The organism is Saccharothrix texasensis, from assembly GCF_003752005.1.
Classification (GTDB): Bacteria; Actinomycetota; Actinomycetes; order Mycobacteriales; family Pseudonocardiaceae; genus Actinosynnema; species Actinosynnema texasense.
On sequence record NZ_RJKM01000001.1, the window covers coordinates 8,612,633 to 8,636,775 of the forward strand.

General features: G+C 71.5%; 23 protein-coding genes. 11 read left to right on the forward strand and 12 right to left on the reverse strand.

Annotation, left to right across the window (positions count from 1 at the left end; all coding sequences use genetic code 11):
- Together EDD40_RS38420 and EDD40_RS38425 are read left to right on the forward strand one after the other, a co-directional pair.
- On the forward strand, positions 1-1,197 hold the full coding sequence (locus EDD40_RS38420) for a sensor histidine kinase (protein ID WP_123748598.1): 1,197 nt from the start codon (positions 1-3) through the stop codon (positions 1,195-1,197).
- Complete coding sequence (locus EDD40_RS38425) at positions 1,194-1,811, forward strand: response regulator (RefSeq protein WP_123747231.1); 618 nt, start codon at positions 1,194-1,196, stop codon at positions 1,809-1,811. Before EDD40_RS38420 ends, EDD40_RS38425 begins: the two co-directional genes overlap by 4 nt.
- 72 nt (positions 1,812-1,883) lie before the next feature.
- Here EDD40_RS38425 and EDD40_RS38430 read toward each other — a convergent pair whose 3' ends face one another.
- The 5 genes from EDD40_RS38430 to EDD40_RS38450 form a co-directional block, all read right to left on the reverse strand.
- Positions 1,884-2,366 (reverse strand): nucleoside deaminase, encoded by a 483-nt coding sequence (locus EDD40_RS38430; RefSeq protein WP_123747232.1) that lies wholly within the window; start codon positions 2,364-2,366, stop codon positions 1,884-1,886.
- Between the two features lie 81 nt (positions 2,367-2,447).
- Entirely contained in the window at positions 2,448-4,673 is a 2,226-nt protein-coding gene (locus tag EDD40_RS38435; protein WP_123747233.1) for a molybdopterin cofactor-binding domain-containing protein, read from the reverse strand.
- Positions 4,670-6,025: an 8-oxoguanine deaminase gene (locus EDD40_RS38440; RefSeq protein ID WP_123747234.1), complete on the reverse strand. Its 1,356-nt coding sequence runs from the start codon at positions 6,023-6,025 to the stop codon at positions 4,670-4,672. Before EDD40_RS38440 ends, EDD40_RS38435 begins: the two co-directional genes overlap by 4 nt.
- Positions 6,022-6,507 (reverse strand): (2Fe-2S)-binding protein, encoded by a 486-nt coding sequence (locus tag EDD40_RS38445; RefSeq protein WP_123747235.1) that lies wholly within the window; start codon positions 6,505-6,507, stop codon positions 6,022-6,024. Before EDD40_RS38445 ends, EDD40_RS38440 begins: the two co-directional genes overlap by 4 nt.
- A 2-nt stretch (positions 6,508-6,509) precedes the next feature.
- Positions 6,510-7,403: an FAD binding domain-containing protein gene (locus tag EDD40_RS38450; protein ID WP_123747236.1), complete on the reverse strand. Its 894-nt coding sequence runs from the start codon at positions 7,401-7,403 to the stop codon at positions 6,510-6,512.
- 174 nt (positions 7,404-7,577) lie between these two features.
- On the opposite strand from EDD40_RS38450, the gene EDD40_RS38455 reads away from it, so the two are divergent.
- Positions 7,578-9,056 carry a PucR family transcriptional regulator gene (locus tag EDD40_RS38455; RefSeq protein WP_123747237.1) on the forward strand — a complete coding sequence of 493 codons (1,479 nt, stop codon included), beginning with the start codon at positions 7,578-7,580 and terminating at the stop codon, positions 9,054-9,056.
- A 2-nt stretch (positions 9,057-9,058) separates the two neighbouring features.
- Here EDD40_RS38455 and EDD40_RS38460 read toward each other — a convergent pair whose 3' ends face one another.
- Positions 9,059-9,268 (reverse strand): hypothetical protein, encoded by a 210-nt coding sequence (locus EDD40_RS38460; protein WP_246038203.1) that lies wholly within the window; start codon positions 9,266-9,268, stop codon positions 9,059-9,061.
- Positions 9,269-9,415: 147 nt separating this feature from the next.
- The gene (locus tag EDD40_RS38465) at positions 9,416-10,828 is read right to left on the reverse strand and encodes a DUF1996 domain-containing protein (RefSeq protein ID WP_123747238.1); all 1,413 of its coding nucleotides are present in this window, start codon (positions 10,826-10,828) and stop codon (positions 9,416-9,418) included.
- A 263-nt stretch (positions 10,829-11,091) separates the two neighbouring features.
- Here EDD40_RS38465 and EDD40_RS38470 point away from each other — a divergent pair, with 263 nt between their 5' ends.
- From EDD40_RS38470 to EDD40_RS38490, 5 genes are all read left to right on the forward strand, one after another.
- A complete protein-coding gene (locus tag EDD40_RS38470; RefSeq protein ID WP_123747239.1) occupies positions 11,092-12,021 on the forward strand; it encodes an SMP-30/gluconolactonase/LRE family protein in 930 nt (309 codons plus the stop codon).
- A 212-nt stretch (positions 12,022-12,233) separates the two neighbouring features.
- The gene (locus EDD40_RS38475; RefSeq protein ID WP_123747240.1) at positions 12,234-14,654 is read left to right on the forward strand and encodes a sensor histidine kinase; all 2,421 of its coding nucleotides are present in this window, start codon (positions 12,234-12,236) and stop codon (positions 14,652-14,654) included.
- Positions 14,655-14,698: 44 nt separating this feature from the next.
- Positions 14,699-15,136, forward strand: coding sequence for a roadblock/LC7 domain-containing protein (locus EDD40_RS38480; protein ID WP_053718071.1), 438 nt, complete (start codon positions 14,699-14,701; stop codon positions 15,134-15,136).
- The gene (locus EDD40_RS38485; RefSeq protein WP_053718070.1) at positions 15,136-15,507 is read left to right on the forward strand and encodes a DUF742 domain-containing protein; all 372 of its coding nucleotides are present in this window, start codon (positions 15,136-15,138) and stop codon (positions 15,505-15,507) included. The genes EDD40_RS38480 and EDD40_RS38485 overlap by 1 nt, the downstream gene beginning before the upstream one ends.
- A complete protein-coding gene (locus tag EDD40_RS38490; protein ID WP_123747241.1) occupies positions 15,488-16,081 on the forward strand; it encodes a GTP-binding protein in 594 nt (197 codons plus the stop codon). Before EDD40_RS38485 ends, EDD40_RS38490 begins: the two co-directional genes overlap by 20 nt.
- A gap of 116 nt (positions 16,082-16,197) precedes the next feature.
- Here the strand turns inward: EDD40_RS38490 and EDD40_RS38495 are convergent, their stop codons facing one another.
- The 3 genes from EDD40_RS38495 to EDD40_RS38505 form a co-directional block, all read right to left on the reverse strand.
- Positions 16,198-17,565 carry a tryptophanase gene (locus EDD40_RS38495; protein ID WP_123747242.1) on the reverse strand — a complete coding sequence of 456 codons (1,368 nt, stop codon included), beginning with the start codon at positions 17,563-17,565 and terminating at the stop codon, positions 16,198-16,200.
- Positions 17,566-17,574: 9 nt separating this feature from the next.
- Positions 17,575-18,669: a tryptophan dimethylallyltransferase family protein gene (locus tag EDD40_RS38500; protein ID WP_211348341.1), complete on the reverse strand. Its 1,095-nt coding sequence runs from the start codon at positions 18,667-18,669 to the stop codon at positions 17,575-17,577.
- Between the two features lie 441 nt (positions 18,670-19,110).
- On the reverse strand, positions 19,111-19,974 hold the full coding sequence (locus EDD40_RS38505; RefSeq protein ID WP_123747244.1) for a 3-hydroxybutyryl-CoA dehydrogenase: 864 nt from the start codon (positions 19,972-19,974) through the stop codon (positions 19,111-19,113).
- 118 nt (positions 19,975-20,092) lie between these two features.
- Here EDD40_RS38505 and EDD40_RS38510 point away from each other — a divergent pair, with 118 nt between their 5' ends.
- Positions 20,093-21,121 (forward strand): serine hydrolase domain-containing protein, encoded by a 1,029-nt coding sequence (locus EDD40_RS38510; RefSeq protein WP_123747245.1) that lies wholly within the window; start codon positions 20,093-20,095, stop codon positions 21,119-21,121.
- An 86-nt stretch (positions 21,122-21,207) separates the two neighbouring features.
- Here EDD40_RS38510 and EDD40_RS38515 read toward each other — a convergent pair whose 3' ends face one another.
- Positions 21,208-21,669 (reverse strand): CAP domain-containing protein, encoded by a 462-nt coding sequence (locus EDD40_RS38515; protein ID WP_123747246.1) that lies wholly within the window; start codon positions 21,667-21,669, stop codon positions 21,208-21,210.
- A gap of 285 nt (positions 21,670-21,954) precedes the next feature.
- Here EDD40_RS38515 and EDD40_RS38520 point away from each other — a divergent pair, with 285 nt between their 5' ends.
- Positions 21,955-22,194, forward strand: coding sequence for a sigma factor-like helix-turn-helix DNA-binding protein (locus EDD40_RS38520; RefSeq protein WP_123747247.1), 240 nt, complete (start codon positions 21,955-21,957; stop codon positions 22,192-22,194).
- Positions 22,131-22,634, forward strand: a complete 504-nt coding sequence (locus EDD40_RS38525; RefSeq protein ID WP_148089048.1) for a hypothetical protein — start codon at positions 22,131-22,133, stop codon at positions 22,632-22,634. Before EDD40_RS38520 ends, EDD40_RS38525 begins: the two co-directional genes overlap by 64 nt.
- A 42-nt stretch (positions 22,635-22,676) precedes the next feature.
- Here the strand turns inward: EDD40_RS38525 and eat are convergent, their stop codons facing one another.
- Positions 22,677-24,092 carry an ethanolamine permease gene (eat, locus tag EDD40_RS38530; protein ID WP_123747249.1) on the reverse strand — a complete coding sequence of 472 codons (1,416 nt, stop codon included), beginning with the start codon at positions 24,090-24,092 and terminating at the stop codon, positions 22,677-22,679.
- Between the last annotated feature and the right edge of the window lie 51 nt (positions 24,093-24,143).

A 24,143-nucleotide genomic window follows, 5' to 3' on the forward strand; every position in this document is an offset into this window, starting at 1 on the left:
ATGGACGTGCTGGACACGTGGGAGCGGCGGCTGAACGTCGCCGGGCACGCCATCCCGTACTTCGTCCTGGTGCTGACGACCGTCGTGTACCTGGTGGTGGGGACGGACCCCGGGCCGACCAGGGCGGTCAACGTCGGCATCGCGGCGGTGACCGCCCTGTGGATGCTCTGGTGGTACACCCTGCACCCGGGCTGGCGCTCCCGGACCGGCCTGATGACCTTGTTCTTCGTCGGCGTCCTGGTGTCCTACGCGCTGCTGGGGCTGCGCGACCCGCTGTTCGGGTTCTTCTCCTTCGCCGGGTACATCTACGCCATCGACGTGCTGCCCGGCCGGTGGAAGCTCGTCGGGGTGTCGGCCACCGGCGTCCTCGCGGCGACCTCGCTGTACGGCGGCTTCCCGCCGGCGGAGCTCGGGCCGATCCTGGTGTACCTGATCATCGTGGTGTTCATCGTGATCATCGCCTGCACGTTCACCACGGTCGGCCACGTCACCTCCGAGCAGTCCCGGCGCCGCAAGGAGATGGTCGCCGAGATGGCGGCGATGATGCGGGAGAACGCCGGCCTGCACGCCCAGCTGCTGATCCAGGCGCACGAGGCGGGCGTGCTGGACGAGCGGCAGCGGTTGGCGCGGGAGATCCACGACACCCTCGCCCAGGGCTTCGCCGGCATCATCACGCAGCTCCAGGCGGACGAGAACCCGCCGCGGCACGTCGAGACGGCGTTGCGGCTGGCCCGGGAGAACCTGGCCGAGGCCCGCCGCTCGGTGCACGCCCTGCGCCCGCCCGCGCTGGTGGACGCGAACCTGCCGGACGCGTTGGCCGAGGTCACGGCGGGGTGGACGGACCAGACCGGGGTGGCGGCCTCGATCAGCACGACGGGTGCGGCGCGGCCCCTGCACCCCGAGGTCGAGGTGACGTTGCTGCGTGCCGCGCAGGAGGCGCTGTCGAACGTCGCCAAGCACGCGCGCGCCACCCGGGTCGGGTTGACGTTGTCGTACATGGAGGACGTGGTGACGTTGGACGTGCGCGACGACGGCGCGGGGTTCGACCCGGAGGTGAGGACGGACGGGTTCGGGCTGGTCGGCATGCGCCAGCGGGTGTCGCGCCTGGCGGGCGCGCTGATCGTGGAGTCGGAGCCGGGCGGCGGCACGGCGGTGTCCGCGTCGGTGCCCGCGATCCCCGCCGAGGTGGCGCCGTGATCCGCGTGGTGATCGTGGACGACCACCCCGTCGTGCGCGACGGGCTGCGCGGGATGCTGGCGGGCGCCGGCGACGTGGACGTGGTGGGGGAGGCGGCGGACGGCGGGGAGGCGGTGACCGTGGTGCGGGCGCTGCGGCCGGACGTCGTGCTGATGGACCTGCGGATGCCCGGCGTGGACGGTGTCACGGCCACAGAACGGCTGCGCGGCTTCCCGACCAGGGTGCTGGTGCTGACTACGTACGACACGGACAGCGACGTGCTGCCCGCGATCAAGGCCGGCGCCACGGGGTACCTCCTGAAGGACACGCCACGTGACGAGCTGTTCCGGGCGGTGCGTTCGGCGGCCAGGGGGGAGGCGGTGCTGTCACCGTCCGTGGCGACGCGGCTCGTGGGTCAGGTGCGGCAGCCGGTGGCGGAGCCGCTGAGCGACCGCGAGGTGGAGGTGCTGGGCCTGATCGCCCGGGGGTGCACGAACCGCGAGGCGGCGGCGAAGCTCTTCATCAGCGAGGCCACCGTGAAGACGCACCTGGTGCACGTCTACGCCAAGCTGGGCGTGAAGGACCGCGCCGCCGCCGTCGCGGTGGCCTACGAGCGGGGGCTGCTGGGCTCCTGACCGTCGGCCGCGTGGGCGAGCCGGTCGTCGATCGCGTCGGGTGGTCCGCTCGGGGGTGCCGGCTCGGGGGTGCTAGTAGTCGACGCGGTCGGGCCGGGACAGCCACGCGGCGAACGGCGCGGTGTCCTCGCCCGTGGCGACCTGGTGCACCGGCAGGCTCCACGTCTCGCGCGGCCGGCCGAACAGCTCGTGGAACTCGCGGTCGTCGAACCCGGCCGCGGCGGCGTCGTGCCGGTCGGCGGCGTAGACGACCCGGTCCACCCGCGCCCACAGCGCCGCGGCCAGGCACAGCGGGCACGGCTCGCAGGACGAGACGAGCGCGCAACCGGTGAGCCGGAAGTCGCCGACGACCCGGCACGCCGCCCGGATGGCGACCACCTCGGCGTGCGCGGTGGGGTCCAGTGCCGTGGTGACCTGGTTGGTGCCGGTGGCGATCACCTCGCCTGCCCGGACGACCACCGCGCCGAACGGGCCGCCGCCGGCGGCGACGTTGCGGGTCGCGAGGTCGATCGACTCGCGCAGCCAGGCGTGGTCGGGGGACACGGACGTGGTCATGGGGTGCTCCTCGGGGCGTGCGCGTGCGCGCCACGGCGGCCGTGGCGACTGCGTCGATCGGTGCGGGGCCTGCGCGGGGGGTCAGGTGCCGGTGATGTGCTCCGGTCGCACGGGCACCCGGGTCAGGGCGAGACCGGTGGCGGCGCGGATGGCCGCGACGATGGCCGGGGTGGACGAGATGGTGGGCGGCTCGCCGACGCCCCGCACACCGTACGGCGCGTTCGGGTCGGCGAGCTCCAGCACGTCGATGCTCATCGGCGGCATGTCGAGCACGGTCGGGATGAGGTAGTCGGTGAACGACGGGTTGCGCACCTTGCCGCCCTCGGTCTGGATCTCCTCCATCACCGCGAGGCCGAGGCCCTGCGCCGAGCCGCCCTGGATCTGGCCGAGCACGGCCTGCGGGTTGAGCGCCTTGCCGACGTCCTGCGCGCAGTCGAGCTCGACCACCTTCACCAGGCCGAGCTCCACGTCCACGTCCACCACGGCGCGGTGCGCGGCGAACCCGTACTGCACGTGGGCGTTGCCCTGCCCGGTCTCGGGGTCGATGGGCTCGGTGGCGCGGTGCCGCCACTCCACCGTCTCGTCGATCACGTCGTCGCCCAGCAGTCCGGCCAGGTCCGCGGTGGCCGGGTCGCGGCCGCCGGCGAGCTCGGCCAGCTTCTCCCGCACGGCCGCGCACGCGGCCTTCACCGCGCCGCCGGTGACGTAGGTCTGGCGGGAAGCGGAGGTGGAGCCGCCGTTGCCGATGCTGGTGTCCATCGGCAGGATCGTCACCCGCTCCACGCCCAGCTCGGTGCGCACGATCTGCTGCATGACCGTCACCAGGCCCTGCCCGACCTCGGCCGCGGCGGTGTGCGCCAGCGCGGCCGGTTCGCCGTTGATGACCTGCAAGCGCACCCGGGCGGTGGAGTAGTCGTCGTAGCCTTCGGAGAAGCAGATGTTCTTGATGCCCACGGCGTAGCCCACGCCGCGCACCACGCCTTCGCCGTGCGTGGTGTTGGAGACGCCGCCGGGCATGTCGCGCAGGTCGACCGCGGTCGCCGCCGGCGGCATCGGCTTGTCCTTCACCAGCTTCAGCAACCGCGCGACGGGCGCGGCCGAGTCGACCACCTGCCCGGTCGGCATGACCGAGCCCTCGCTCATCGCGTTGACGATCCGCACGTCGACCGGGTCCATGCCCAGCGCCTCGGCGAGCTTGTCCATCTGGGACTCGTAGGCGAAAGCGGCCTGCACGGCGCCGAACCCGCGCATCGCGCCGCACGGCGGGTTGTTCGTGAAGACGCCCCAGCAGTCGACCGTCACGTTGTCGACGTCGTAGGGGCCGACGCCGAGCGTGGCCGCGTTCGCCACCACGGCGGGGGTGCTGGAGGCGTAGGCGCCGCCGTCGAGGTGGATGCGGGCCCGGACGTACACGAGCTTGCCCGTGCGGTCCGCGCCGTGCTCGTAGTACAGCACCGCCGGGTGCCGGTGCACGTGCCCGTAGAACGACTCCTCGCGGTTGTAGACCATCTTGGTCGGCTTGCCCGTGCGCAGCGCCAGCAGGCACGCGTGCACCTGCATGGACAGGTCCTCGCGCCCGCCGAACGCGCCGCCGACACCGGACAGCGTCAGCCGCACCCGCTCCAGCGGCATGCCGAGGGCCGCCGCGACCTGACCCTGGTCGACGTGCAGCCACTGGGTGGCGATGTAGAGGTCGACGCCGCCGTCCTCGGCGGGCACGGCCAGACCGGACTCGGGCCCGAGGAACGCCTGGTCCTGCATCCCGACCTCGTACCGGCCGGTGACCACGACCTCGGCCTCGGCGTGCTGGTCGCCCCGCCGCACGGGCACGTGCCGCACGAGGTTGCCGCCGGGGTGCAGCGGCGTGTCGTCGACCGCCGTCTCCATGTCCACGACGGGCGTGAGCACCTCGTACCGCACCTTGATGCGCTTCATGGCGCGCTGCGCGGTCTCCGGGTGGTCCGCGCCGACGAGCGCGACCGGTTCGCCCTGGTAGCGGACGATGTCCTCGGCGAGCACGGGTTGGTCCTTGTGCTCCAACCCGTACCGGTTGCGGCCGGGCACGTCCTCGTGCGTGAGCACGGCGTGCACCCCGGGCACCCGGAGCGCCTCCGTCAGGTCGATCGAGACGATCCGCGCGTAGGGGTGCGGGCTGCGCAGGGTCGCGCCCCAGATCATGTCCTCGTGCCACAGGTCCGAGGCGTAGGCGAACTCGCCGCGCACCTTGAGGTTCCCGTCGGGCCGCTGCGGGCTGGAGCCGACGCCACCGGACACGGCGGAGGTCAGTTCGGCCGGGGTGAGGCTCATCGCGTCCCCTTCAGTCGCTCGGCGGCGGCGCGCAGGTCGCGCGCGAGCTCGGTCTCGGAGGCGGTGCGCAGCTCGCCGTCGTCCACCACGGTCCGGCCGCCCACCAGCAGGAGCTTCAGCGTCGGCTGCGGCCCGAGCACCAAGGCGGCCACCGGGTCGTCGATGCCGGCGTGGTCGAGACCGTCGAGCCGCCACACGGCCAGGTCGGCGAGCTTGCCCGGTTCGATCGAGCCGATCTCCCGGTCACGTCCGAGGCAGCGCGCGCCGCCCATGGTGCCCAGCCACAGCGCCCGGCGGACGTCCAGCGCCTTGGGACCGCCGCGCTGCCTGGCCTGCACCAGGGCCTGGCGCAGCTCCTCGACCATCCCACCGGACTCGTTGGACGCCGCGCCGTCCACCCCGAGGCCGACCGGGGCGCCCGCGTCGAGCAGGTCGCGGACCGGGGCGATGCCGGTGCCGAGCCGGCCGTTGGAGGTGGGGCAGTGGGCGCTGCCGGTGCCGGTCGCGCCCAGCCGCTTCACCGCGTCGGGCGACAGGTGCACGGTGTGCGCGAGCCACACGTCGTCACCGAGCCAGCCGAGGCGTTCGGCGTACTCGGTGGGCGTGCAGCCGTACTCGGCCCGGCACTGGTCCTCTTCGTCGACGGTCTCGGCGAGGTGGGTGTGCAGCCGGACGCCCTTGGCGCGGGCCAGTTCCGCCGCGCCGGTCATCAGCTCGGCGCTGACCGAGAACGGCGAGCACGGCCCGACGGCGACCCGGGTCAGCGCGTCCGGGCCCGGGTCGTGGTGGTCGTTCACGGCCTGTTCGGTGGCGACGAGCGCGACCTCGGTGTCCTCGACCAGGTTGTCCGGCGGCAGGCCGCCGTGCGACCGGCCGCGGTCCATCGAACCGCGGACGGCGTGCAGGCGGACACCGATGCGCCGGCCGGCCTCGACCAGGGCGGCGAACTGGTCGCCGCCGTCGCGCGGGTAGACGTAGTGGTGGTCGGCGGCGGTCGTGCACCCGGTCGTCGCGAGCCTCGCCAGCCCGGCGGAGGCCGCCGAGTGCGTGATCTCGGCGTCCAGGCCGCGCCACACCGGGTACAGGGTGGTCAGCCACTCGAACAGGGTGGCGTCCTGGGCGAAGCCCCGGGTCGCCCACTGGTAGAGGTGGTGGTGGGTGTTGACCAGGCCGGGCGTGACCAGGCAGCCGCTGCCGTCGACCCACGTGTGCGGGCCGGTCGGCCTGGGCGCCTGGCCGGCGCCCACGGCGGTGATCCGGCCGTGTTCGACGACGACGTGGCCGAACGCGTGCTCGGTGCCCGCGGCGTCCACCGCGGCCACCGCGACGCCGTCGAGGATGGTCGGTGTCATCGGGTCGCGGCCTCCGGGTCCGCCTTGCGGCTCGCGGCCAGGCGCACGGCGTCCAGGATCTTCTCGTACCCGGTGCAGCGGCACAGGTTCCCGGCCAGGGCCTCGCGGATCTCCGGGTCGCTCGGCCGCGGCACCCGGTCGAGCAGGTCGTGCGCGGCGACCACGAGACCGGGCGTGCAGAACCCGCACTGCACCGCGCCCGCCTCCACGAACGCCGCCTGGACCGGGTCGAGCCGATCGCCGTCGGCCAGGCCCTCCACCGTCCGGACCTCGCGGTCCTGCACCTGGCCCGCGGCCACCAGGCAGGAGCACACCGGCGTGCCGTCCAGGTACACCGTGCACGAGCCGCACTCGCCCTGCTCGCACGCGTTCTTCGACCCGGGCAGCCCCAGCCGCTCGCGCAGCAGGAACAGCAGGCTCTCGCCCTCCCACACGTCGTCGGCCTGCCTCGGCTCGCCGTTCACCGTCACGTTCACCCGCATGGTCAGGCCACCTCCTCGGTGTAGTCGCGCCAGGCCCAGTCGAGCGTGCGGCGGGCCAGCACGGAGAGGGCGTGCTTGCGGTACGCGGCCGAGCCGCGCACGTCGTCGATGGGGCTCGCGGCCTCCGCCACGAGCTCGCCGAACCGCCGTTTCACCGAGTCGAGCAGCGGTTTCGGCGAGTCCCACTGGCCGGTGGCGGTCAGCTCGCCGGACAGGAACTCCTCGGCGGCCGTGGCCCGGCGCGGGGTGGGCGCGGCGCTGCCGACCGCCGCGCCGACCCGCTGCCGCGTCGGGTGCAGGGCGACGGCGAACGAGCACACCGCGATCACCATGGCGTTGCGCGTGCCGACCTTGGCGAACTGCTGCGGCGCCCGCGTGGCCGGCACGTGGATCGCCGTGATCAGCTCGTCCGGCTCCAGCGCGTGGCGCTTCACGCCCAGGTAGAACCCGGTGGCCGGGATCAGCCGGGTGCCCCTGGTCGAGGCGGCTTCGACGGTGGCGCCGCCGGCGAGCAGCACGGGGTGCGTGTCACCGGCGGGCGAGGCGGCGCCGAGGTTGCCGCCGACCGTGCCCCGGTTGCGGATCTGCGGCGAGCCGACCGTGCGGGACGCCATCGCCAGCCCGGGCAGGCGGTCGCCCAGCTCGTCGATGATCCGCGTGTACGGGACACCGGAGCCGATGCGCACCGTGCCGCCGTCGCCGCCGCGGTCCTCACCGTCGACGTCCCAGGAGCGGAGCTCGGCGATCCGGGTCAGGTCGAGCAGGGCGGTCGGCCGGCGGTGGTCGAAGTTCAGCTCCACCATCACGTCCGTGCCGCCGGCGATGGGCACGGCGTCCGGGCGCTGCGCCTTGAGGGCCAGCGCCTCGGCGAGGGTGGCGGGGCGGAGGAAATCCATCGGCTACCTCGGTGGGTGGGGTGCGCGGTGTGTGAGCCAGTACACAGACCCGGGGTGGTGGTCGGCTACGGCGGTGCGGCTGAATCCCAGGCTCCTACGGCGAGTGGATTTGTGCTTTCCTACAAACACGATCGGACGAAGGTAATGCGCCCGGATGACGGGGAGGGGACGCCCGTGTTGCTGGTTCGGAGCCTGCTCGGGATGCCGGAGCTCCGGCTGCGCCTCGTCGGCGGCGCCGAGTCCCTGGACAGGCCCGTGACCAGGCTCTACGGCACCGAGCTGCCCGACCCGGCCCGCTACCTCTCCGGTGGCGAGCTGGTGCTCTCCGGACTCCTGTGGCATCGGACGGCCGCCGACTGCGACCGGTTCGTCTCGTCCCTGGCGGCAGCGGGGGTCTCCGCGCTGGCCGCCAGTTCGCCCGATGCGGCCGGACTGCCCGAGGCGCTGGTCCAGGCGTGTGCCCGGCACGGCGTGCCGCTGCTGGAGGTGCCGGTCGAACTGTCGTTCGCGGTCATCACCGAACGGGTGGTCTCGGAGCTGGCGGCCGAACGGGTGGGCGACGCGGGCGCGCTGCTCGGCAGGCACCGGCGGCTGCTGACCGTGGTCGCCGACGGCGGCGGGTTGTCCGAGCTGGTGGCCGCGGGCGCGGCGGAGCTGGACGCGCCGTGCTGGGTGCTGTCGTGCACCGGTCACGTCGTCGCCGGGCCGGAGCTGCCCGAGGCGGTGGAGCTGGTGCGGGAGTTCCTGCTGGCCGACCGGCTGCCCAGGGTGGTGCGCGGCCGGACGTTGCTGCCGGTGTCCGCGCGCGGGGGCTCGCGGCTGACGTCGTGGATCCTCGTGGTGTCCGGCGACCGCACGCGGGACGACGTGGCCGCCGAGCTGGCCAGCCTGGTCGGGGTGGAGCGGGCGCGGGTCGTGCAGGGCCGGGAGATCGAGAACCGCGCGGCCGGTCCGCTGCTGCGGCAGGTGTTCGCGGGCGGCGACCTGGCCGCGCGGATCGCGGCGGTCGGGTGGGACCCGGACGCGCCGCTGCGCGTGCTGGCGGCCTCCGTCTCGGAGGGGCAGGCGGAGCAGGCCGTCGCGCTGGTCGAGGAGGTGCTGGCGTCGGTCACGTCGGCGTCCCTGGTGTCCGCCGTCGGCGCGGAGGTGTACGCGCTCGCGCCGTCCGGGGCGTGGACCGAGGGCGTGCGGTCGGCGCTGCGGGCGGTGGAACCGGGGTTGCGCTCGGCCAGGGTGCTGGTCGGGATCTCGTCACCGGTCGGCCACTCGGGCCTGCGCGGCGCGGCGGAGGAGGCGTCGCACGCCCGGCGGCTGGGCGAGCGGCGGACCGGGCGGACGTGCGTGGTGGCGGGGGAGGAGATCGCGCTGCACCAACTGCTGCTGGCCGGCGTGCCGGAGGAGCTGCGCCGCTCGCTGCGCCGCCGGCTGCTCGGCCCGGTGCTGGACTACGACGCCGAGCACGGCTCGGACCTCGTGGGCACGCTGCGGGTGTTCCTCGACTGCTCCGGCTCGTGGACCACCGCCGCCGCGCGCCTGCACGTCCACGTGAACACCCTGCGGTACCGGGTGGGGCGGGTCGGGGACCTGCTGGGCGTGAACCTGTCGGACTTCACCGAACGGGTGGACCTGTACCTGGCCCTGCAGGCGGGCTGACCCTACCGGCGGTCTTCGTCGATGATCTGGGTCGCGCCGTTCTTGCCGAACGCGGCCCACAGGTTGAACACGACGATGCCGATGCCGACGGCCAGCCACAGCCAGATGAACGGCCGGTCCAACGGGAAGTTGACCAGGCCGAAGACCAGGATCGCCACGCCGACCACGGCCCCGAAGACCGCCATCGGCTTGGACGGGCGGATGCGTGCCACGAGGACCTCCCCGGTGATCAAGACACGCTCGGGTTACCTCGCCGGGGTGGGAGCGAAACGCGCCCCGGGAAGGGGCCATCCCCGACCTGCCGCCGCGCGGGCCGGGGATGACGTCTTCTCACCTCGTGGAGTCCGCTCTGCGCGCCGTCACTCCTTGCACCGGCGGCCGGAGTTCACGCACTGCACCAGTCGGTTCATGATCTCGTCGGACATCACGTTCGCGAAGTCGTCGTGGTCGGAGAACGGGTTGTGCTCCTCCTGCGGGAAGGCGTCGACCGCGTACTGCCCGGCCACCTGGACGTCGCGCGGGATGTCGTAGGTCAGGCTGATCCGCAGCTGCGGCACGGCCTTGAACCCCTTCGGGCACTTGCCGTTCTGGTCGGGCGCGACGATGTGGTCGCGGTGGTTGGCGCTGTCGGTGTTCTTGCCGTCCCAGCAGCTGTTGAAGTCGTGCACGCGCTTGACCTTGCTGCCCTCGGGGCAGATCGGGTACTTGTTGATCAGCACCTTGTCCTCGAACCCGGTGCAGGTCCACGAGTTGCGCGCGTTCTTCGGCCCGTTCGTGGAGACCTTCGCGTCGCCGTAGAGGATCCGGAGGAACCGCGGCATCGCCTCGACCTTGCCGACGGGGCTGCCGCGGAAGGTGATGTCCACGACCTCGGGCCGCTGGATCTCGCCCTCGTTGCCGGGCAGCTCGTTCTCGTCGCTGGCGCTCTTGCCGTCACCCTTCTCCGGCGCGTCCGCCTCGGCCTCCTGGGCCGCCTCGGCGACCTTGGCGTCGTTGGCGTCGCCGTCCTTCACCGTGCACGGCGCGAGCCGCTTGAGCCCGCGCGGGCGTTGGCCGACCCGGTCGATGGCCTGGACGATGCGGTCGATCGCCGCGGTCCGCTTGTCCCGCAGCGGCCGGAGGATCGCGTTGTTGACGAAGTTCGGGTCGTCGACGTCGGCGGCGGCCTTCAGCCTGGTGTTGGCCTCCGCGATCTGGTCCTCCATCGCCTGGATGTTGCGGTCCACCTCGGCCTTGGCCTGGCGCGGCACGTCGCGCAGCTTGCGCCGCACGTCCGGGCACTCGACCTCGGCGCCGGCCGGCTCGCCCGGCTCGTCGTCCTCGTTCTCGCGGTCGATCCGGACCACGGGCCAGAAGTAGGCGGACTTGTCGCCGTTCTTGCAGGTGGTGTCGGCTTCGAGCAGGCTCTCGTCGGTGGAGTCGGCGTCGGTCGACACGTTGCCCACGTAGTCGTGCAGGTGCTCGGCGCCGTTGCGGACACCCGGTTGCGCGATGAAGTTGTCCGGGTTGAAGTGGCCGTTCTCGTTGCGGCCGCAGTCCACGGTGAACGTGCCGGTGCTCGCGCCCCGGCGCGGCTGGGGCGCCTTCACGTTGCGCTGCTGCTTGGTGATGTCGACGAACAGGGAGATGTCGGCCCCGTCCGCCTGGGCGGTGCCTTGATCGCCGGTGGTGCTGATCGCGACGGCCAGGCCGATCGTGAGCGCCAACCCGGTCACGCCGGCAGTCAGCTTCGTGCGCCGGGAGAAGCGGTGCCGCCCCTGGTTTCGCGTCATGGATGTGTCACCTCGTCGTAGGTACGCGCATGTGTGCGGTGAACCCCGACCGCCGGTGGGCGGTGGACACAGTGGCATACGTACCGAACTCGGTCCGCGACCTGACCGTTATCGTTTCGTTACCTCGACTGACCCCTGTGTCGAACCGGGCCCTGCTGCTGTCGGTTCGCTGTGGATGCCACCCCACGCGCGCCGTGGGGTTCGCCGGCGGCCGAGCGCTGCGGAACACTCCCGGGACGCCGCAAAAGCGAAAAGGAGTGGTCATGTCTCGCTCACTCGGTGCGCTGGCCGCCGTGGTGCTGGGGGTCTCCCTCGTCACCGCCGCGCCCGCCGCCGCAGCGCAAGCACACCCGTTCCCCGCCGAGTTCCCCCTGCCCGACGGGTTCCTGCCCGAGGGCATCGCGATCGGGGCCGCGCCGACCGCCTACTTCGGGTCGCGGGCCGACGGGGACCTGTTCCGCGTCGACCTCCGCACCGGGCGCGGCGAGGTGTTCAGCCAGGGGCCCGGCACGGCGTCGGTCGGGTTGAAGGTCGATTCGCGCAAGCGGCTGTTCGTGGCCGGCGGCGCGGGTGGCGACGGGCGGGTCGTCGACGCCCGGACCGGAGCGGTCCTCCAGTCCTACCGGTTCGCGGACGACGCGAATACGTTCGTCAACGATGTCGTGATCACCGACGCCGCCGCCTACTTCACCGACTCGCGGAAGGCGATGATCTATCGAGTTCCGTTCGGCCGGCACGGCTCGTTGCCGGACTCGCACACCGCGATTCCGCTCTCCGGTGACTTCGTCCTGACCCCGGGGGTGAACAACGCCAACGGGATCGCGGAGACGCCCGACGGCAAAGCGCTGTTGATCGTCCAGAGCAACACCGGGCAACTGCACCGCGTCGACGCGCGCACCGGCGTGACGACCGCCGTCGACCTGGGCGGCGAGGTGCTGACCAACGGCGACGGGCTGCTGGTCGAGGGCCGCACGCTGTACGTCGTGCAGAACCGGCTCAACGCGGTCGCGGTGTTTTCCCTGGCCAAGGACGGCACGCGGGGCGCGCTCGTGACCAAGGTCACGGACGCGCGGTTCGACGTGCCCACCACGGTGGCGTCGTTCGCCGGCCGCCTCTACCTGCCCAACGCCCGTTTCACCACCCCTCCCACGCCCACGACGACGTACAACGTGGTTTCGGTGCCGAAGCCGTGAAAGTGAGGGGGCCGGTGCGAAGAAGTTCACATCGGCCCCCTGTTCGTGGGATCACTCGACTGGGTAACCTCATCGTCGCGTCGCGCAAGTGATCGCTGTCTCTTCGTAATGATGATCTTTGAGTGTTACCGTTCCGTCGCCGATCGGGTGAAGAAGAGTCAGCGGTCCTAGTGCTGCGCCTGACCTGGCAACGGACGAGGCTGCGGAGCGCTGTGAAGCAGAAGAGCACCACGGAGACGAACTACAAGACGATCCGATCACGACTCACCGGTGTCGTCGTCGTCCCCAGCATCGTCCTGCTCATCATGTGGGCGCTGTTCTCGTCGTACACCCTGTTCGACGGCTTCTACCTCCGCGCCGTCGCCTCCGGCGTGAAGGACGCCTCGATCCCGGCGGTCCAGACCTTCGCGGCGCTGCAGAAGGAGCGCGAGCTCAGCATGACGGCGCTGAGCCAGCCCGCCCTCGGCACCAGCGACCTCGAGGTGCAGCAGGCCGAGACCGACCGCGCGGTCGACGAGATGCGGGCGGCGTTCGAGGAGCTGGCGTCGCAGGCGCCGCAGGAGATCGTCGACAAGATCAACGCGCTCAACGTGCTGCTGGACCAGCTGCCCCAGCGCCGCTCCGCCCTGGAGGCCGAACGCGCCTCGAAGTCCGAGATCTACACGTACTACAACAGCCTCCTCGACGCCGGTGACGCGCTGTTCAGCGTGCAGGCCCGGGTGGTGCCCGACCACGAGTCCGTGAAGGGCGCCATCACCGCGACCGAGTACTTCAAGGCCGCCGACTGGATGTCCCGGGCCACCTCGCTCGCCTCCAGCGCCCTGGCCGCCGGCCAGTTCACGCCCGAGGAGCACATCGAGTTCGCCAACCTCGTCGGCGCCTACCACTCCTCCTACGACTCGATCGCGCCCTACGCCCGGCCGGAGGTGCGCGAGCACTACCAGTTCATGATCGAGGGCGACCAGTGGAAGCGCCTGGTCGAGTTCGAGGGCAGGCTGATCCAGAACGGCCCGAAGCCGAGCAACGCCGGGTCGCTGCAGGAGTGGCAGAACGTCAGCGGCCCCATCTCCGACGAGCTGACCGCGCTGGTCAGCGAGCAGGCGGCGAGCGCGGTGAACGTCACCATGGGTCGCGGCGAGAGCAAGTTCCGCACCGTGCTGATCGGCAGCCTGGTCGCGCTGCTCGCCGTGATCATCGGCATCCTGATCGCGATCCGCACGTCGAACCGCCTGGTCAACCGGGCCCTGATCACGCGCCTCACGGCGTTGAAGAAGGACTCGCTGACCCTGGCGCACGAACGGCTGCCCGACATCGTCGACCGGCTCCGCGAGGGCAAGCACGTCGACGTCGAGGTCGAGGTGCCGCCGCTGGACTACGGCAGCGACGAGATCGGCCAGGTGGCGGACGCGTTCAACGCCGCCCAGTACACCGCCGTCGCCGCGGCCGTCAAGGAGAGCCAGGCGCGTGAAGGCGTCAACCGGGTCTTCCTCGACATCGCGCACCGCAACCAGGGCCTGGTGCACCGCCAGCTGAAGATCCTGGACAAGCTGGAGCGCGAGGAGGAGAACCCCGAGCAGCTCGACGCGCTGTTCCAGCTCGACCACCTCGCCACCCGAGCCCGCCGCAACGCCGAGAACCTGATCATCCTCGCGGGCGAGCAGCCGGGCAGGCAGTGGCGCAAGCCGGTGCGCCTGCTCGACGTGCTGCGCGCCGCGGTGGCCGAGACCGAGCAGTACGTGCGGGTCAAGGTGAACCCGGTGCCGGACACCGCCCTGGTCGGCGCGGCCGTCGCCGACACCATCCACCTGATCGCCGAGCTCGTGGACAACGCCACCGCGTTCTCCTCGCCGCGGTCCCAGGTGCAGGTGCACGCCAGCGAGGTGCCGCAGGGCATCGTGGTCGAGATCGAGGACCACGGCCTCGGCATCAACCCCGAGGACCGCGAGCAGCACAACGCGATGCTGGCGGACCCGCCGGAGTTCGACGCGATGCGCCTGCGCGGCGAGTCGCGCCTCGGCCTGTTCGTCGTCGCCCGGTTGGCCGCCCGCCGAGGCGTCCACGTCGAGCTGCGCGACTCGCCCTACGGCGGCACGCTGGCACTCGTGCTGATCCCGTCCGCGATCGTCGCGGGCCCCACCACGGCGACGGAGCCCGCCGAGACCCGGCAGCTGCCCCGACGCTCCTTCCACGACATCCCGGAGCAGGGCGACGACTCAGTGCGAAACGCCAGGTTTCCCGACGGTTCCCGAGACCTCGAGGGGTTCTGGGCCCAGGCCGAGGCCGCCGTCACCCAGGATTCCACTCCAGAGGTCGAACGACTGAGCGGCGGGCTGGACCTGTCGCAGCGCAGCGGCGAGCTGGAACTGCCGCAGCGGAAGCGGGCCACGTCCGAGTGGCCCGCCGACGAGCCGGAGTCGGCCGCCGCCAACTCCGACCGACCCGAACTGCCACGCAGGCGTCGTCAGCAGAACCTGGCGCCGCAGTTGGTGCGCAACGATTTCCACCCTTCGCCCGAACCGCTCCCCGAGGTCGACCCCGAGAAGTCCGCCGAGAGGGTCCGCAAGGGCCTGTCGGCGTTCCAACGGGGCACACGCGACGCCCGTCGGACACCCGCCGACGACCTCGAACCCTGACCAGCAGCAGTGGCCGGACGACTGGAAACCGGAAAGGCAACCCGATGAACGACATGACCAGCCAGCACAACGAACTGAACTGGTTGTTGGAGGACCTGGTCGGCCGGGTGGTCGGAGCTCGGCACGCGGTGGTCCTCTCGGCGGACGGTCTGCTGCTGGGCCGCTCGCCCGGGCTGTCGAAGGACGACTCGGACCACCTGTCCGCGATGGCGTCGGCGTTCCAGAGCCTGGCCCGCGGCACCGGGCGGCACTTCGGCGGCGGCGCGGTGCGGCAGACCATCGTCGAGATGGAGCACGCCTACCTCTTCGTCACGGCGGCCGGCCACGGCGCCTGCCTGGCCGTCCTCGGCGAAGAGGACTCCGACATGGGCATGATCGCCTACGAGATGAACATGCTCGTCAAGCGCGTCGGCACGTACCTGTCGTCGGCGCCGCGCGGCACGGCCGCGGCGAGCCTGCCCGCCGCCCGAAGGTCCTCCTGATGGCGGGCCGCGAGGACTGGTGGTACGACGAGGCCGCGGGCCCGCTGGTCCGCCCCTACGCGATGGTGCGCGGTCGGACCCGTCCGCTGCGACCGGAGCTGCACCTGGTGACGCAGGTGCGCGCGATGCCGTCGCCGTCGGACCCGGACGCGTTGTCGGTCGAGCACATGGAGATCATGGAGCTGTGCCGGCGCCCGCTGTCCGTGGCGGAGGTCGCCGCGTACCTCGACGTGCCGCTCGTCGTCGTCAAGGTGTTGTTGAGCGATCTGATCCAGCGCGGTGACGTCGTGATCCGTGACCCCTCCCGAGTCCCGCAGGTGCCGGACCGGAACCTGCTCCAGGCGGTGTTGGATGGTGTCCGTGGAATCTGAGCGGCCGGGTGGGGAACTGCTCGTCCCCACCCCAGTGAAGATCGTCATCGCCGGTGGCTTCGGCACCGGGAAGACGACGATGGTCAACTCGGTCAGCGAGATACCCCCGCTGCACACCGAGGAGCTGCTCACCGAGGCCGGTGTCGGCGTCGATGACGTGCTGGGCCTGGAGTCCAAGGAGACGACCACGGTCGCCCTCGACTTCGGCCGCATCACCATCAACCCCGAGGTGGTGCTGTACCTGTTCGGCACACCCGGCCAGAACCGGTTCTGGTTCATGTGGGACGAGCTGGCCTACGGCGCGATCGGCGCGGTGATCCTGGTCGACACGCGGCGGCTGGACAGCAGCTTCCCGTCGATCGACTTCTTCGAGCGGCGCGGCATCCCGTTCATCATCGCGGTGAACTGCTTCGAGGGCGCGCACAACTACGAGGTCGACGAGGTGCGGCGGGCGCTGGACGTGGACGCGGCCATCCCGCTCGTGCTGTGCGACGCGCGGGACCGCGAGTCGGCCAAGACCGTGCTGGTGAGCCTGATCCAGCACACCATGGACCGGCTCGACGCCATGGCCTGACCGCCCGACGGCCGGGGGCCGGGCGACGCGCTCGCGCGGACGCCGGGCCTTCGGGCTCCGGCGCGCCCGCGGCGGGGCAGCGACGGCGGGTGACCGGAACCGGTCACCCGTCCCGCCTACACCACCGGTTCGAGCCGGCAGTTGAAGTGCCGCAACAGCTTCGGCGCGTACGTCAACCGGTACCCGGGGACCCGCTCGGGGTCCTTCGCGATCTCCGCCAGCGTCTCGCCGACGTACTCCAGGTGGCTCTGCGTGTAGACCCGGCGGGGGATGGCCAGCCGGACCAGCTCGTACGGCGCGGGTTTGACCAGCTCACCCGCGTCGTCCAGGCCGCCGAGGTACAGCGACCCCAGCTCGGCGCACCGGATGCCGCCCGCCAGGTACAGCTCGGTGGCCAGGGCGAACCCCGGGAACCGGCTGGGCGGCAGGTGCCGCAGCAGGCGCCCGGCGTTGAGGTACACCGCGTGCACCCCGGTCGGCCGCACGCTGTCCACCCCCGCCGCCTGGGCCAGCTCCGCCACGTACGAGGTGGCGTCCGCCCGGGCCCGCAGGTACTCCGGGTCGGTCACCTCCAGCAGGCCTTGCGCCAGCATCTCCAGGTCGCGGCCGGAGAGACCGCCGTAGGTGCGGAAGCCCTCGGTCGCGATCAGCAGCAGCTCGCACTTGGCGGCCAGCTCGGGGTCGCGGAGGGCGAGCAGCCCTCCCATGTGGACGATGGCGTCCTTCTTCAGGCTCGCCACGCACCCGTCGGCCAGCCGGAACGCCTCCTCGGCGACCTGCCGCGGCGTGTGGTGCTCGTAACCGGGCTCCCGTTGCGTGACCAGCCACGCGTTCTCCGCGAAGCGCGCCGCGTCGAGGATGAACGGCACACCGTGGCGGCGGGCGATCGAGGCCGCCGCCTTGAGGTTGGCCATCGACACCGGCTGCCCACCACCACCGTTGTTGGTGATGGTGAGCAGCACGACGGCGACGTCCTGCGGCCCGGACAGGACGGCGTCCAACGCGTCCAGGTCGATGTCGCCCTTGAACGGCGCGTCGTCGTCGAGGTCCTTGGCGGCCTGGCACGGCAGGTCGACGGCCTGGCCGCCGAGGATCTCGACGTTCGCGCGCGTGGTGTCGAAGTGCGTGTTGCTGACGCTGACCTGGCCCGGCTTGAGCAGCGCGGTGAACAGGATCCGCTCGGCCGCGCGCCCCTGGTGCACGGGGAAGGCGTGCGGGTAGCCGGTCAGGTCGTGCACCACGTCGTGGAACCGGTAGTAGGAGCGCGCGCCCGCGTAGGTCTCGTCACCGCGCAGCCCCGCCGCCTGCTGCTCGGCGGACAGGGCGCCGGTGCCCGAGTCGCTGAGCAGGTCGATCGTCACGTCGGTGGCGGCGAGGTTGAACGGGTTGTACCCGGCGGCGGCCAGCGCCCGCTCGCGGTGCGCGCGCGTGGTGATCGGGATGGGCTCCACGACCTTGATGCGGTACGGCTCCATCGTGGGCATGGGTGACTCCTAGCCTGCCAGGCTGACCGAACGCGGCGAAGCCACGTCGTAGGCCTCGGACGAGAGGTAGACGGTGATTCCGGGGCGCGGCCTGCCCATGCGCAACGACACGTGGGCGATCAGGCCGACGCCCTCGTCCAGCGGACGTCGCGCGATGGTGCGCAGCGCGCTGTCGAACTGCGTGGGGTCCATGTCGTACTTGGCCATGATCGCGAGCACCCGGCGGCGGGCCTCTTCGTCGTCGGTCACGTAGTCCCGGATCGGCACGTACAGGGAATAGCCGCTCGGCGCGTCCGCGTCGCCGTCCAGGAACGTGTAGCTGGAAATGAGGGGACGCTTGTCGAACGTTCCGGTGCTGCCGCCGGTGAGCAAGCAGAAGTCGGGCACCCTGTCCACATCGACACCCCGGGCGACGTTCGCGGCGCGCGTGACGTCCGTTACATCGGCGGCGTGGTGTGAGATGTACACCTTCACCCGCGCCCGCTGTTGTTCCACCAGGTCGAGGGCGAAGAAGGAATACTTGTCAAGTCCGGGCCGGGAGACCGCGTGGTTGCGGAGAACCGGGAAACCGGCGGCGAAACCGGTCCGCTCCAGGCCTTCGCGCACCAGTTCCTCGGCGGCGTCTTCACCGCGCACTTCCGGGTTGAAGTAGACCTTCACCGCGGGTGCTTCGTCACGCCGGAAAACCAGTGAGTACCAGAACGCGAAATCCCGTTCCGGGTGCTCCGGCAGGAACAGGCTCTTGACCGCGTCGAAACGGCGGGTGTCGAGGCCGCCGTGCCGCTTCATCCGGTCCAGCGCGGCGAGCGCCGCCGACGTGTTCGCCGCACGGGAAGGCCTGGTCGCGGTAGGTTCGACGATGGTCCGGAGGGTCGGTGACTCGCCTGCCGCGAACGCCGTGGAGAACTCGACCGGGGTGTGGTCGTCGGCGACGTCGGAAGGCCAGGCCGGGCTGGTGGAAACCGGTCGGAGACCGCCGGGTCCGAGCGCGTCAGCGAGTAGTCCCACGGATTTGACGGTATTGTCCGTGATACCCAGCGAATGCAACAGGGCGCTGAGCTGGCGGCCCGTGAAATCGCGTATGGATACTTTTTGAGGGTCCAAGGCGGGGTTCTCCTCGTGGGGGGCGAGTCGAAAGTTACGCTAGGCGAAGCAATCTTGTCCACCAGGCGGCCGTAGCGTGACGTAGGGCACTCTAAAGGCAGTTCACAGGTCCTGTCGATCAGTGACCACGAGGAAGACGACGGTAATCAAGACTACTCCGAACGGCCTCTTGACGAGCTCCTCGTCAGTCTTTCGCACTAATCGGACGGCCGTCGTCGATGACGGATCGTGGCATTTTGTCCCCGACGCGGCCCGGGGTACGGTCGATCGTTTGCCGGCTAATGCTCTCCACCATTCGAGACGCTGGTGTTAATTGTTCGCGGAGTTGTTCGGGTGACGGCGGACCCGGTGCTGTGGTAAAGCGCCCCGGACATGCGGGCGGGGCCGCCGATCACCAGGATCGACGGCCCCGCGAACGCCCGGTCCGGGCGGTGGTCCCGCTCAGGACGCGTAGTTGTGGAACCCGCGCCCGCTCTTCTTGCCCAGCAGTCCCGCGTCCACCATGCGCAGCAGCAGCGGCGGCGGCGAGTACAGCGGCTCCTTGAACTCCTCGTACATCGACTCGGCGATCGCCTTGGTGGTGTCCAGGCCGATCAGGTCGGTCAGGCGCAGCGGACCCATCGGGTGCGCGCAGCCGAGCACCATGCCGTTGTCGATGTCGTCGGCGCTGGCGAAGCCGGACTCCAGCATCCGGATCGACGACAGCAGGTAGGGGATCAGCAGGGCGTTGACGACGAACCCGGCCCGGTCCTGCGAGCGGATGACCTCCTTGTGCAGCACCCCGGTCACGAACGCCTCGGCCCTGGTCTTGGTCTCGTCGCCGGTCAGCAGCGAGGGCACCAGCTCCACCAGCTTCAGCACCGGCACCGGGTTGAAGAAGTGCACGCCGATCACCTGCTCGGGACGGCTGGTGGCCATGCCCAGCTTCATGATCGGGATCGAGGAGGTGTTGGACGCGAAGATCGCGTCCGGGTCGGCGACGACCTTGTCCACCGCCGCGAACACCTCGGTCTTGACCTGCTCGTTCTCCGCGACGGCTTCCACGACCAGGTTCCGGTCGGCGAAGTCGGCGAGGTCGGTGGTGAACCGGAGGCGCTCCAGTGCGGCGTCCCGGTCCTCGGCGGACAGCTTGCCGCTGCGCACCCCTCGGCCGAGCGAAGAGGCGATCCGCCCCCGCGCGGCCTCCGTGGCGTCCGGGTTGACCTCGGCCACCAGCACGTCGAGGCCGGCGCGCGCGCAGACCTCGGCGATGCCGGAGCCCATCAGGCCCGAGCCCACCACTCCAACACGTTGAATGTCACTCACACCCCGATCCTGCCAGGGGCGACGGTCCAGGGCACATCGCCGTTGGGGTTTTCCACAGCCGACCGGGTGGTGTTCCTCATGGGCGGTCGCGGTGCCGCCTCCTAGCGTGGTCCCGGTGATGATCAACACTGTGATTGCCGGCGTCGTGCTGGCGGTGACCAGCGTGTTCCCCGCGCTGGACGGGTGGGTGGAGCAGGACTGGGCGTCCGGTGCGCTGCTCACCGTCGAGGACTCGGCGGGTGTCCGCGCGGACGCGGCGGGTGAGGCGGCGGTCGGCGGGCACTTCCGGATCGGCAGCGCCACCAAGACCTTCGTCGCCACCGTCGTGATGCAGCTCGTGGACGAGGGCCGGGTCGGGCTCGACGACCCCGTCGACCGGTACGTGACCGGCGTGCCGAAGGGCCGCAACGGCGACCGGGCCACCGTGCGCCAGGTGCTCAACCACACCAGCGGCCTGTACGACTACGCGCACGAGGCGGGCTACTCCACCAACCGGTGGCGGGGCGCGGACCGGTTCCGGACCTACCGACCCCAGGAGCTGCTGGACGTGGCGTTCGCCGGGACGCCCTACTTCGACCCGGGGCAGGGGTGGCACTACTCGAACACGAACTACGTCGTCGCCGGGATGCTGGTCGAACGCGTGACCGGCCGGCCCTACGGGGACGAGGTGCGCTCCCGGATCCTGCGCCCGCTCGGCCTGACGCGCACCAGCGTGCCGGGGCGGTGGCCGGCCCTGCCGCACCCGCACGCCCGCGGCTACGCGGAGGTCGACGGGCGGCTGGTCGACGCGACCCTGATGAACCCGACCCTGGACTGGGCGGCGGGCGAGATGATCTCCACCGCCGAGGACCTCAACCGGTTCTTCGACGCTCTCCTGAGCGGCGGGCTGACCAGCGCGGCGTCCCTCGACGCCATGCGGCGCACGGTGGACGACACCGGCGCGATCTTCGCCTACGGCCTGGGGTTGCAGCGGTTCGACCTGCCGTGCGGCCGGTCGGTGTGGGGCCACGGCGGCGAGCTGATCGGCTACCTGACCTACGCCACCCGCGCGGACGACGGCACGCGGGTCACGCTGTCCTACAACCCCCTGCCGACCGAGGTGCCCGCGTCCGCCGTCATGGGTTTGTTCACCTCGATCTACTGCTGACCCGCACCGGAACCCGCACCCGCCGGCGTCGGCGGGTGCGGTCGTCGTCGGCGGTCCGACCGGCGCGTCGGAGAACCGGCGGGGCGTCAGCCCGTGACGCCGAAGTCCTGCGTCCAGTAGCTCTTGTTGTTGCCGTCCACGGCGCGGGCGACGCCCAGGTCCCGCAGCTCGCAGTTGAGGATGTTGGCCCGGTGGCCCTCGCTGTTCATCCAAGAGCTCACGACTTCGTCCGCCGTGCCCTGACCGGCGGCGATGTTCTCGGCCATCATGCGGAAGGGGTACCCCGCATCGGTGACGCGTTGCCCGGCTGTGCTCCCGTCGGTGCCGGTATGACTGAAGTTGCCGGTGCGCGCCATGTCGTCGGTGTGCCGCCTGGCTGCCGCGTCGAGCTGGGCGTTCGCGGTGAGCGCCGGACAGCCGACGGCGGCGCGTTCCCCGTTCGTCAGACTCAAAACCCGGTCTTCGAACGTCTGCGTGGCGAGTGCCGGAGTGGCCGTGAGCACGAGCGCCGCGACTGCCGCTCCGGCGGTGATCACCTTGCTCTTCATGATCGTCCCTCTTCTCGTGGTCGGGGCTCCTGTTGTCAAGGGGTTCCCACTTGAGAGAGGACCTGTATTCCACGATAGGTGGAACTGTGGTGACGACGTGTCAACCGACTCCGAGGGCCAGGTCGTCTTGGTGGTGGAGGTGCTGATGCGCAGTGATCCGGGATCGCCGGCGGGGTTCGCCGAGTCCGTCGCCGAGGGATCCGACTCGTTGGCCCGTGCGGCTGTGGAGCGCTGGTCCAAGGTGGACGAACCGGGCGCCTCCGCCCGGAGACACCGTCCGCGGCCTTGCCGGACACCGGGACGCGGGACGACGTGGCAGGCGACGTGGTCGTGCGGCTGGCCGTGCGCGCCCGGCTCGCGCGGTTGAGCGTCCGGCAGCGGGCGGTGGTGGTGCTGCGGTCCTTCGAGGACCGCAGCGTGCAGGACGCGACCCGCGTGGTGGGGTGCTCCGGGAGGACGCCGTGCCGGAGCTGCCGGAGTCCGACCGGGTGGCGGAGGTGGGCCGCCGGGCCCGCGCGGGCGTGACGGCGGCGTCGCCCGTCCTCGACTGTCCCCCCGCAGTCGTGGAGCGGCCGTTCCCGGCGGTGGAGGCGGACGGCCCGGTGGCGGACGAGTCGGCGGTGAACGCGCTGCTCTGCGTGCACGGCGGGGGAACGCACATCTCGTACCGCGCCGAGCTCGGGCACGATGTCGCGACCGTGGTCCGGGCGATGAACTCCCTGGCCCCGAAGGAGGTGCACGAGATGAGGGACATGGCGTGCCCGGTGCCGGCGCGGCGCGAGCACCAGATCGGCCTCGGTTACCCGGACGGGAGCCGGCGGGTGGTCAGGATCGACATGAACTGCCTCCTCCTGCCACGCGACGAGGTGTTCCGGTTCGGTGACGTCACGCGGCCGTTGGAGGAGTTCGCCGCGATCGTCCGCGCCGACGGCGGCGAGTTCCCGTACGCGCCCGGCGACTGGTGAGCGGTCGGGTGGCGGCGGGGTCCGCCACCCGACCACCGCCGGTCAGCCCTTCAGCTCCCCCTCGGCCTGCGCGATGGCGGCGAACTCCTCCTCCGGCGCGGCGGCCACCAGGTGGTGCCTGCTGTGGAACCAGTAGTACGCCAGCGCCACCACGACGATGCCCGCGGTGATCCCGGCGGCCAGCTCGTCCACGAAGAACGTCGCCACGACCGCCGCCACCGCGAGCACCAGCGCCACCCCGGTGGTGACGACGCCGCCCGGCGTCCGGTAGGGCCGCGCCAGCCCCGGCTCGCGCACCCGCAGCACGATGTGCGACACCATCATCAGCACGTACGACAGCGCCGCGCCGAACACCGCGACGTTGATCAGGGTGGCGCCGCTCTTCAGGACCGCCGCGAGCACGAAACCGATGGTGCCGGGCACGATCAGCGCCAGGTACGGCGTCTTCCGCTTGCCGGTCTTCGACAGCCAGCGCGGCAGGTAGCCCGCCCGGGACAGCGCGAACAGCTGCCGCGAGTACGCGAAGATGATCGAGAAGAACGACGCCACGAGCCCCGCCAGGCCCACGTAGTTCACGACCCGCGCCAGCGCGTTGTCGCCACCGTAGGCCGCGCGCACCGCCTCCGGCAGCGGGTTGCCCGACGACATCAACGCCGCCGAACCCGCACCGCCCGGCGCGAGCACGAGGATCGCCGCCGCGAACACCAGCAGGGCCAGCATCGCGCCGATGATGCCGCGCGGCATGTCCTTCTTCGGGTCGCGCGCCTCCTCTGCCGCCAGCGGCACGCCCTCGACGGCGAGGAAGAACCAGATCGCGTACACCAGCGCGCCCAGCGCGCCCGTGACGCCGAACGGCAGGAAGCTGCCGTCCCCGACGTCGAACAGCTTCGCGGAGTCGAACTTCGGGACCATCCCGACCGCGAACGCGATCAGCGCGACCACCGCGACCCCGGTGATCACGAACATCAGCCGCAGCGCCTCACCGACGCCGACCAGGTGCACGCCGACGAAGATCGCGTAGCAGACCAGGTACACCGGCCACGAGCTGGTGAGCCCGAACAGCCCGAGGGCCTGCACGTAGTCGCCGATGAACACGACGATCGCGGCGGGCGCGATGGCGTACTCGACCAGGATCGCGATGCCCGTGGCGAACCCGCCCAGCGGTCCGAGCGCACGTCTCGCGAAGCCGTACCCGGCGCCGGCCACGGGCAGCGCGGCGGCCAGCTCCGCCAAGCCGAACACCATGCACGTGTACATGGCGCCCATCAGGATCGTCGCGACCAGCAGACCGCCCCAGCCGCCCTGGGCGAGCCCGAAGTTCCACCCGGCGAAGTCGCCGGAGATGACGTACGAGACCCCCAGCCCCGCCAGCAGCACCCAGCCCGCGGCGCCCCGCTTGAGCTGCCGGTGCTCCAGGTACTCGCTGCCCACCTTCTCGTACTCGACGTGTTTGGCCATCTGCGCTCCCTAATGGGTCAGTCGCGCTCCTTTGCAGGGAGAGTGGCGCGG

Bases quoted from the DNA above. Each gene is read 5' to 3' on its own strand.
- EDD40_RS38420 (WP_123748598.1), top strand. From the start codon at position 1: ATGGACGTGCTGGACACGTGGGAGCGGCGGCTGAACGTCGCCGGGCAC.
- EDD40_RS38430 (WP_123747232.1), bottom strand. From the start codon at position 2,366: ATGACCACGTCCGTGTCCCCCGACCACGCCTGGCTGCGCGAGTCGATC.
- EDD40_RS38435 (WP_123747233.1), bottom strand. From the start codon at position 4,673: ATGAGCCTCACCCCGGCCGAACTGACCTCCGCCGTGTCCGGTGGCGTC.
- EDD40_RS38440 (WP_123747234.1), bottom strand. From the start codon at position 6,025: ATGACACCGACCATCCTCGACGGCGTCGCGGTGGCCGCGGTGGACGCC.
- EDD40_RS38445 (WP_123747235.1), bottom strand. From the start codon at position 6,507: ATGCGGGTGAACGTGACGGTGAACGGCGAGCCGAGGCAGGCCGACGAC.
- EDD40_RS38450 (WP_123747236.1), bottom strand. From the start codon at position 7,403: ATGGATTTCCTCCGCCCCGCCACCCTCGCCGAGGCGCTGGCCCTCAAG.
- EDD40_RS38465 (WP_123747238.1), bottom strand. From the start codon at position 10,828: ATGACGCGAAACCAGGGGCGGCACCGCTTCTCCCGGCGCACGAAGCTG.
- EDD40_RS38470 (WP_123747239.1), top strand. From the start codon at position 11,092: ATGTCTCGCTCACTCGGTGCGCTGGCCGCCGTGGTGCTGGGGGTCTCC.
- EDD40_RS38480 (WP_053718071.1), top strand. From the start codon at position 14,699: ATGAACGACATGACCAGCCAGCACAACGAACTGAACTGGTTGTTGGAG.
- EDD40_RS38485 (WP_053718070.1), top strand. From the start codon at position 15,136: ATGGCGGGCCGCGAGGACTGGTGGTACGACGAGGCCGCGGGCCCGCTG.
- EDD40_RS38490 (WP_123747241.1), top strand. From the start codon at position 15,488: ATGGTGTCCGTGGAATCTGAGCGGCCGGGTGGGGAACTGCTCGTCCCC.
- EDD40_RS38495 (WP_123747242.1), bottom strand. From the start codon at position 17,565: ATGCCCACGATGGAGCCGTACCGCATCAAGGTCGTGGAGCCCATCCCG.
- EDD40_RS38510 (WP_123747245.1), top strand. From the start codon at position 20,093: ATGATCAACACTGTGATTGCCGGCGTCGTGCTGGCGGTGACCAGCGTG.
- EDD40_RS38515 (WP_123747246.1), bottom strand. From the start codon at position 21,669: ATGAAGAGCAAGGTGATCACCGCCGGAGCGGCAGTCGCGGCGCTCGTG.
- eat (WP_123747249.1), bottom strand. From the start codon at position 24,092: ATGGCCAAACACGTCGAGTACGAGAAGGTGGGCAGCGAGTACCTGGAG.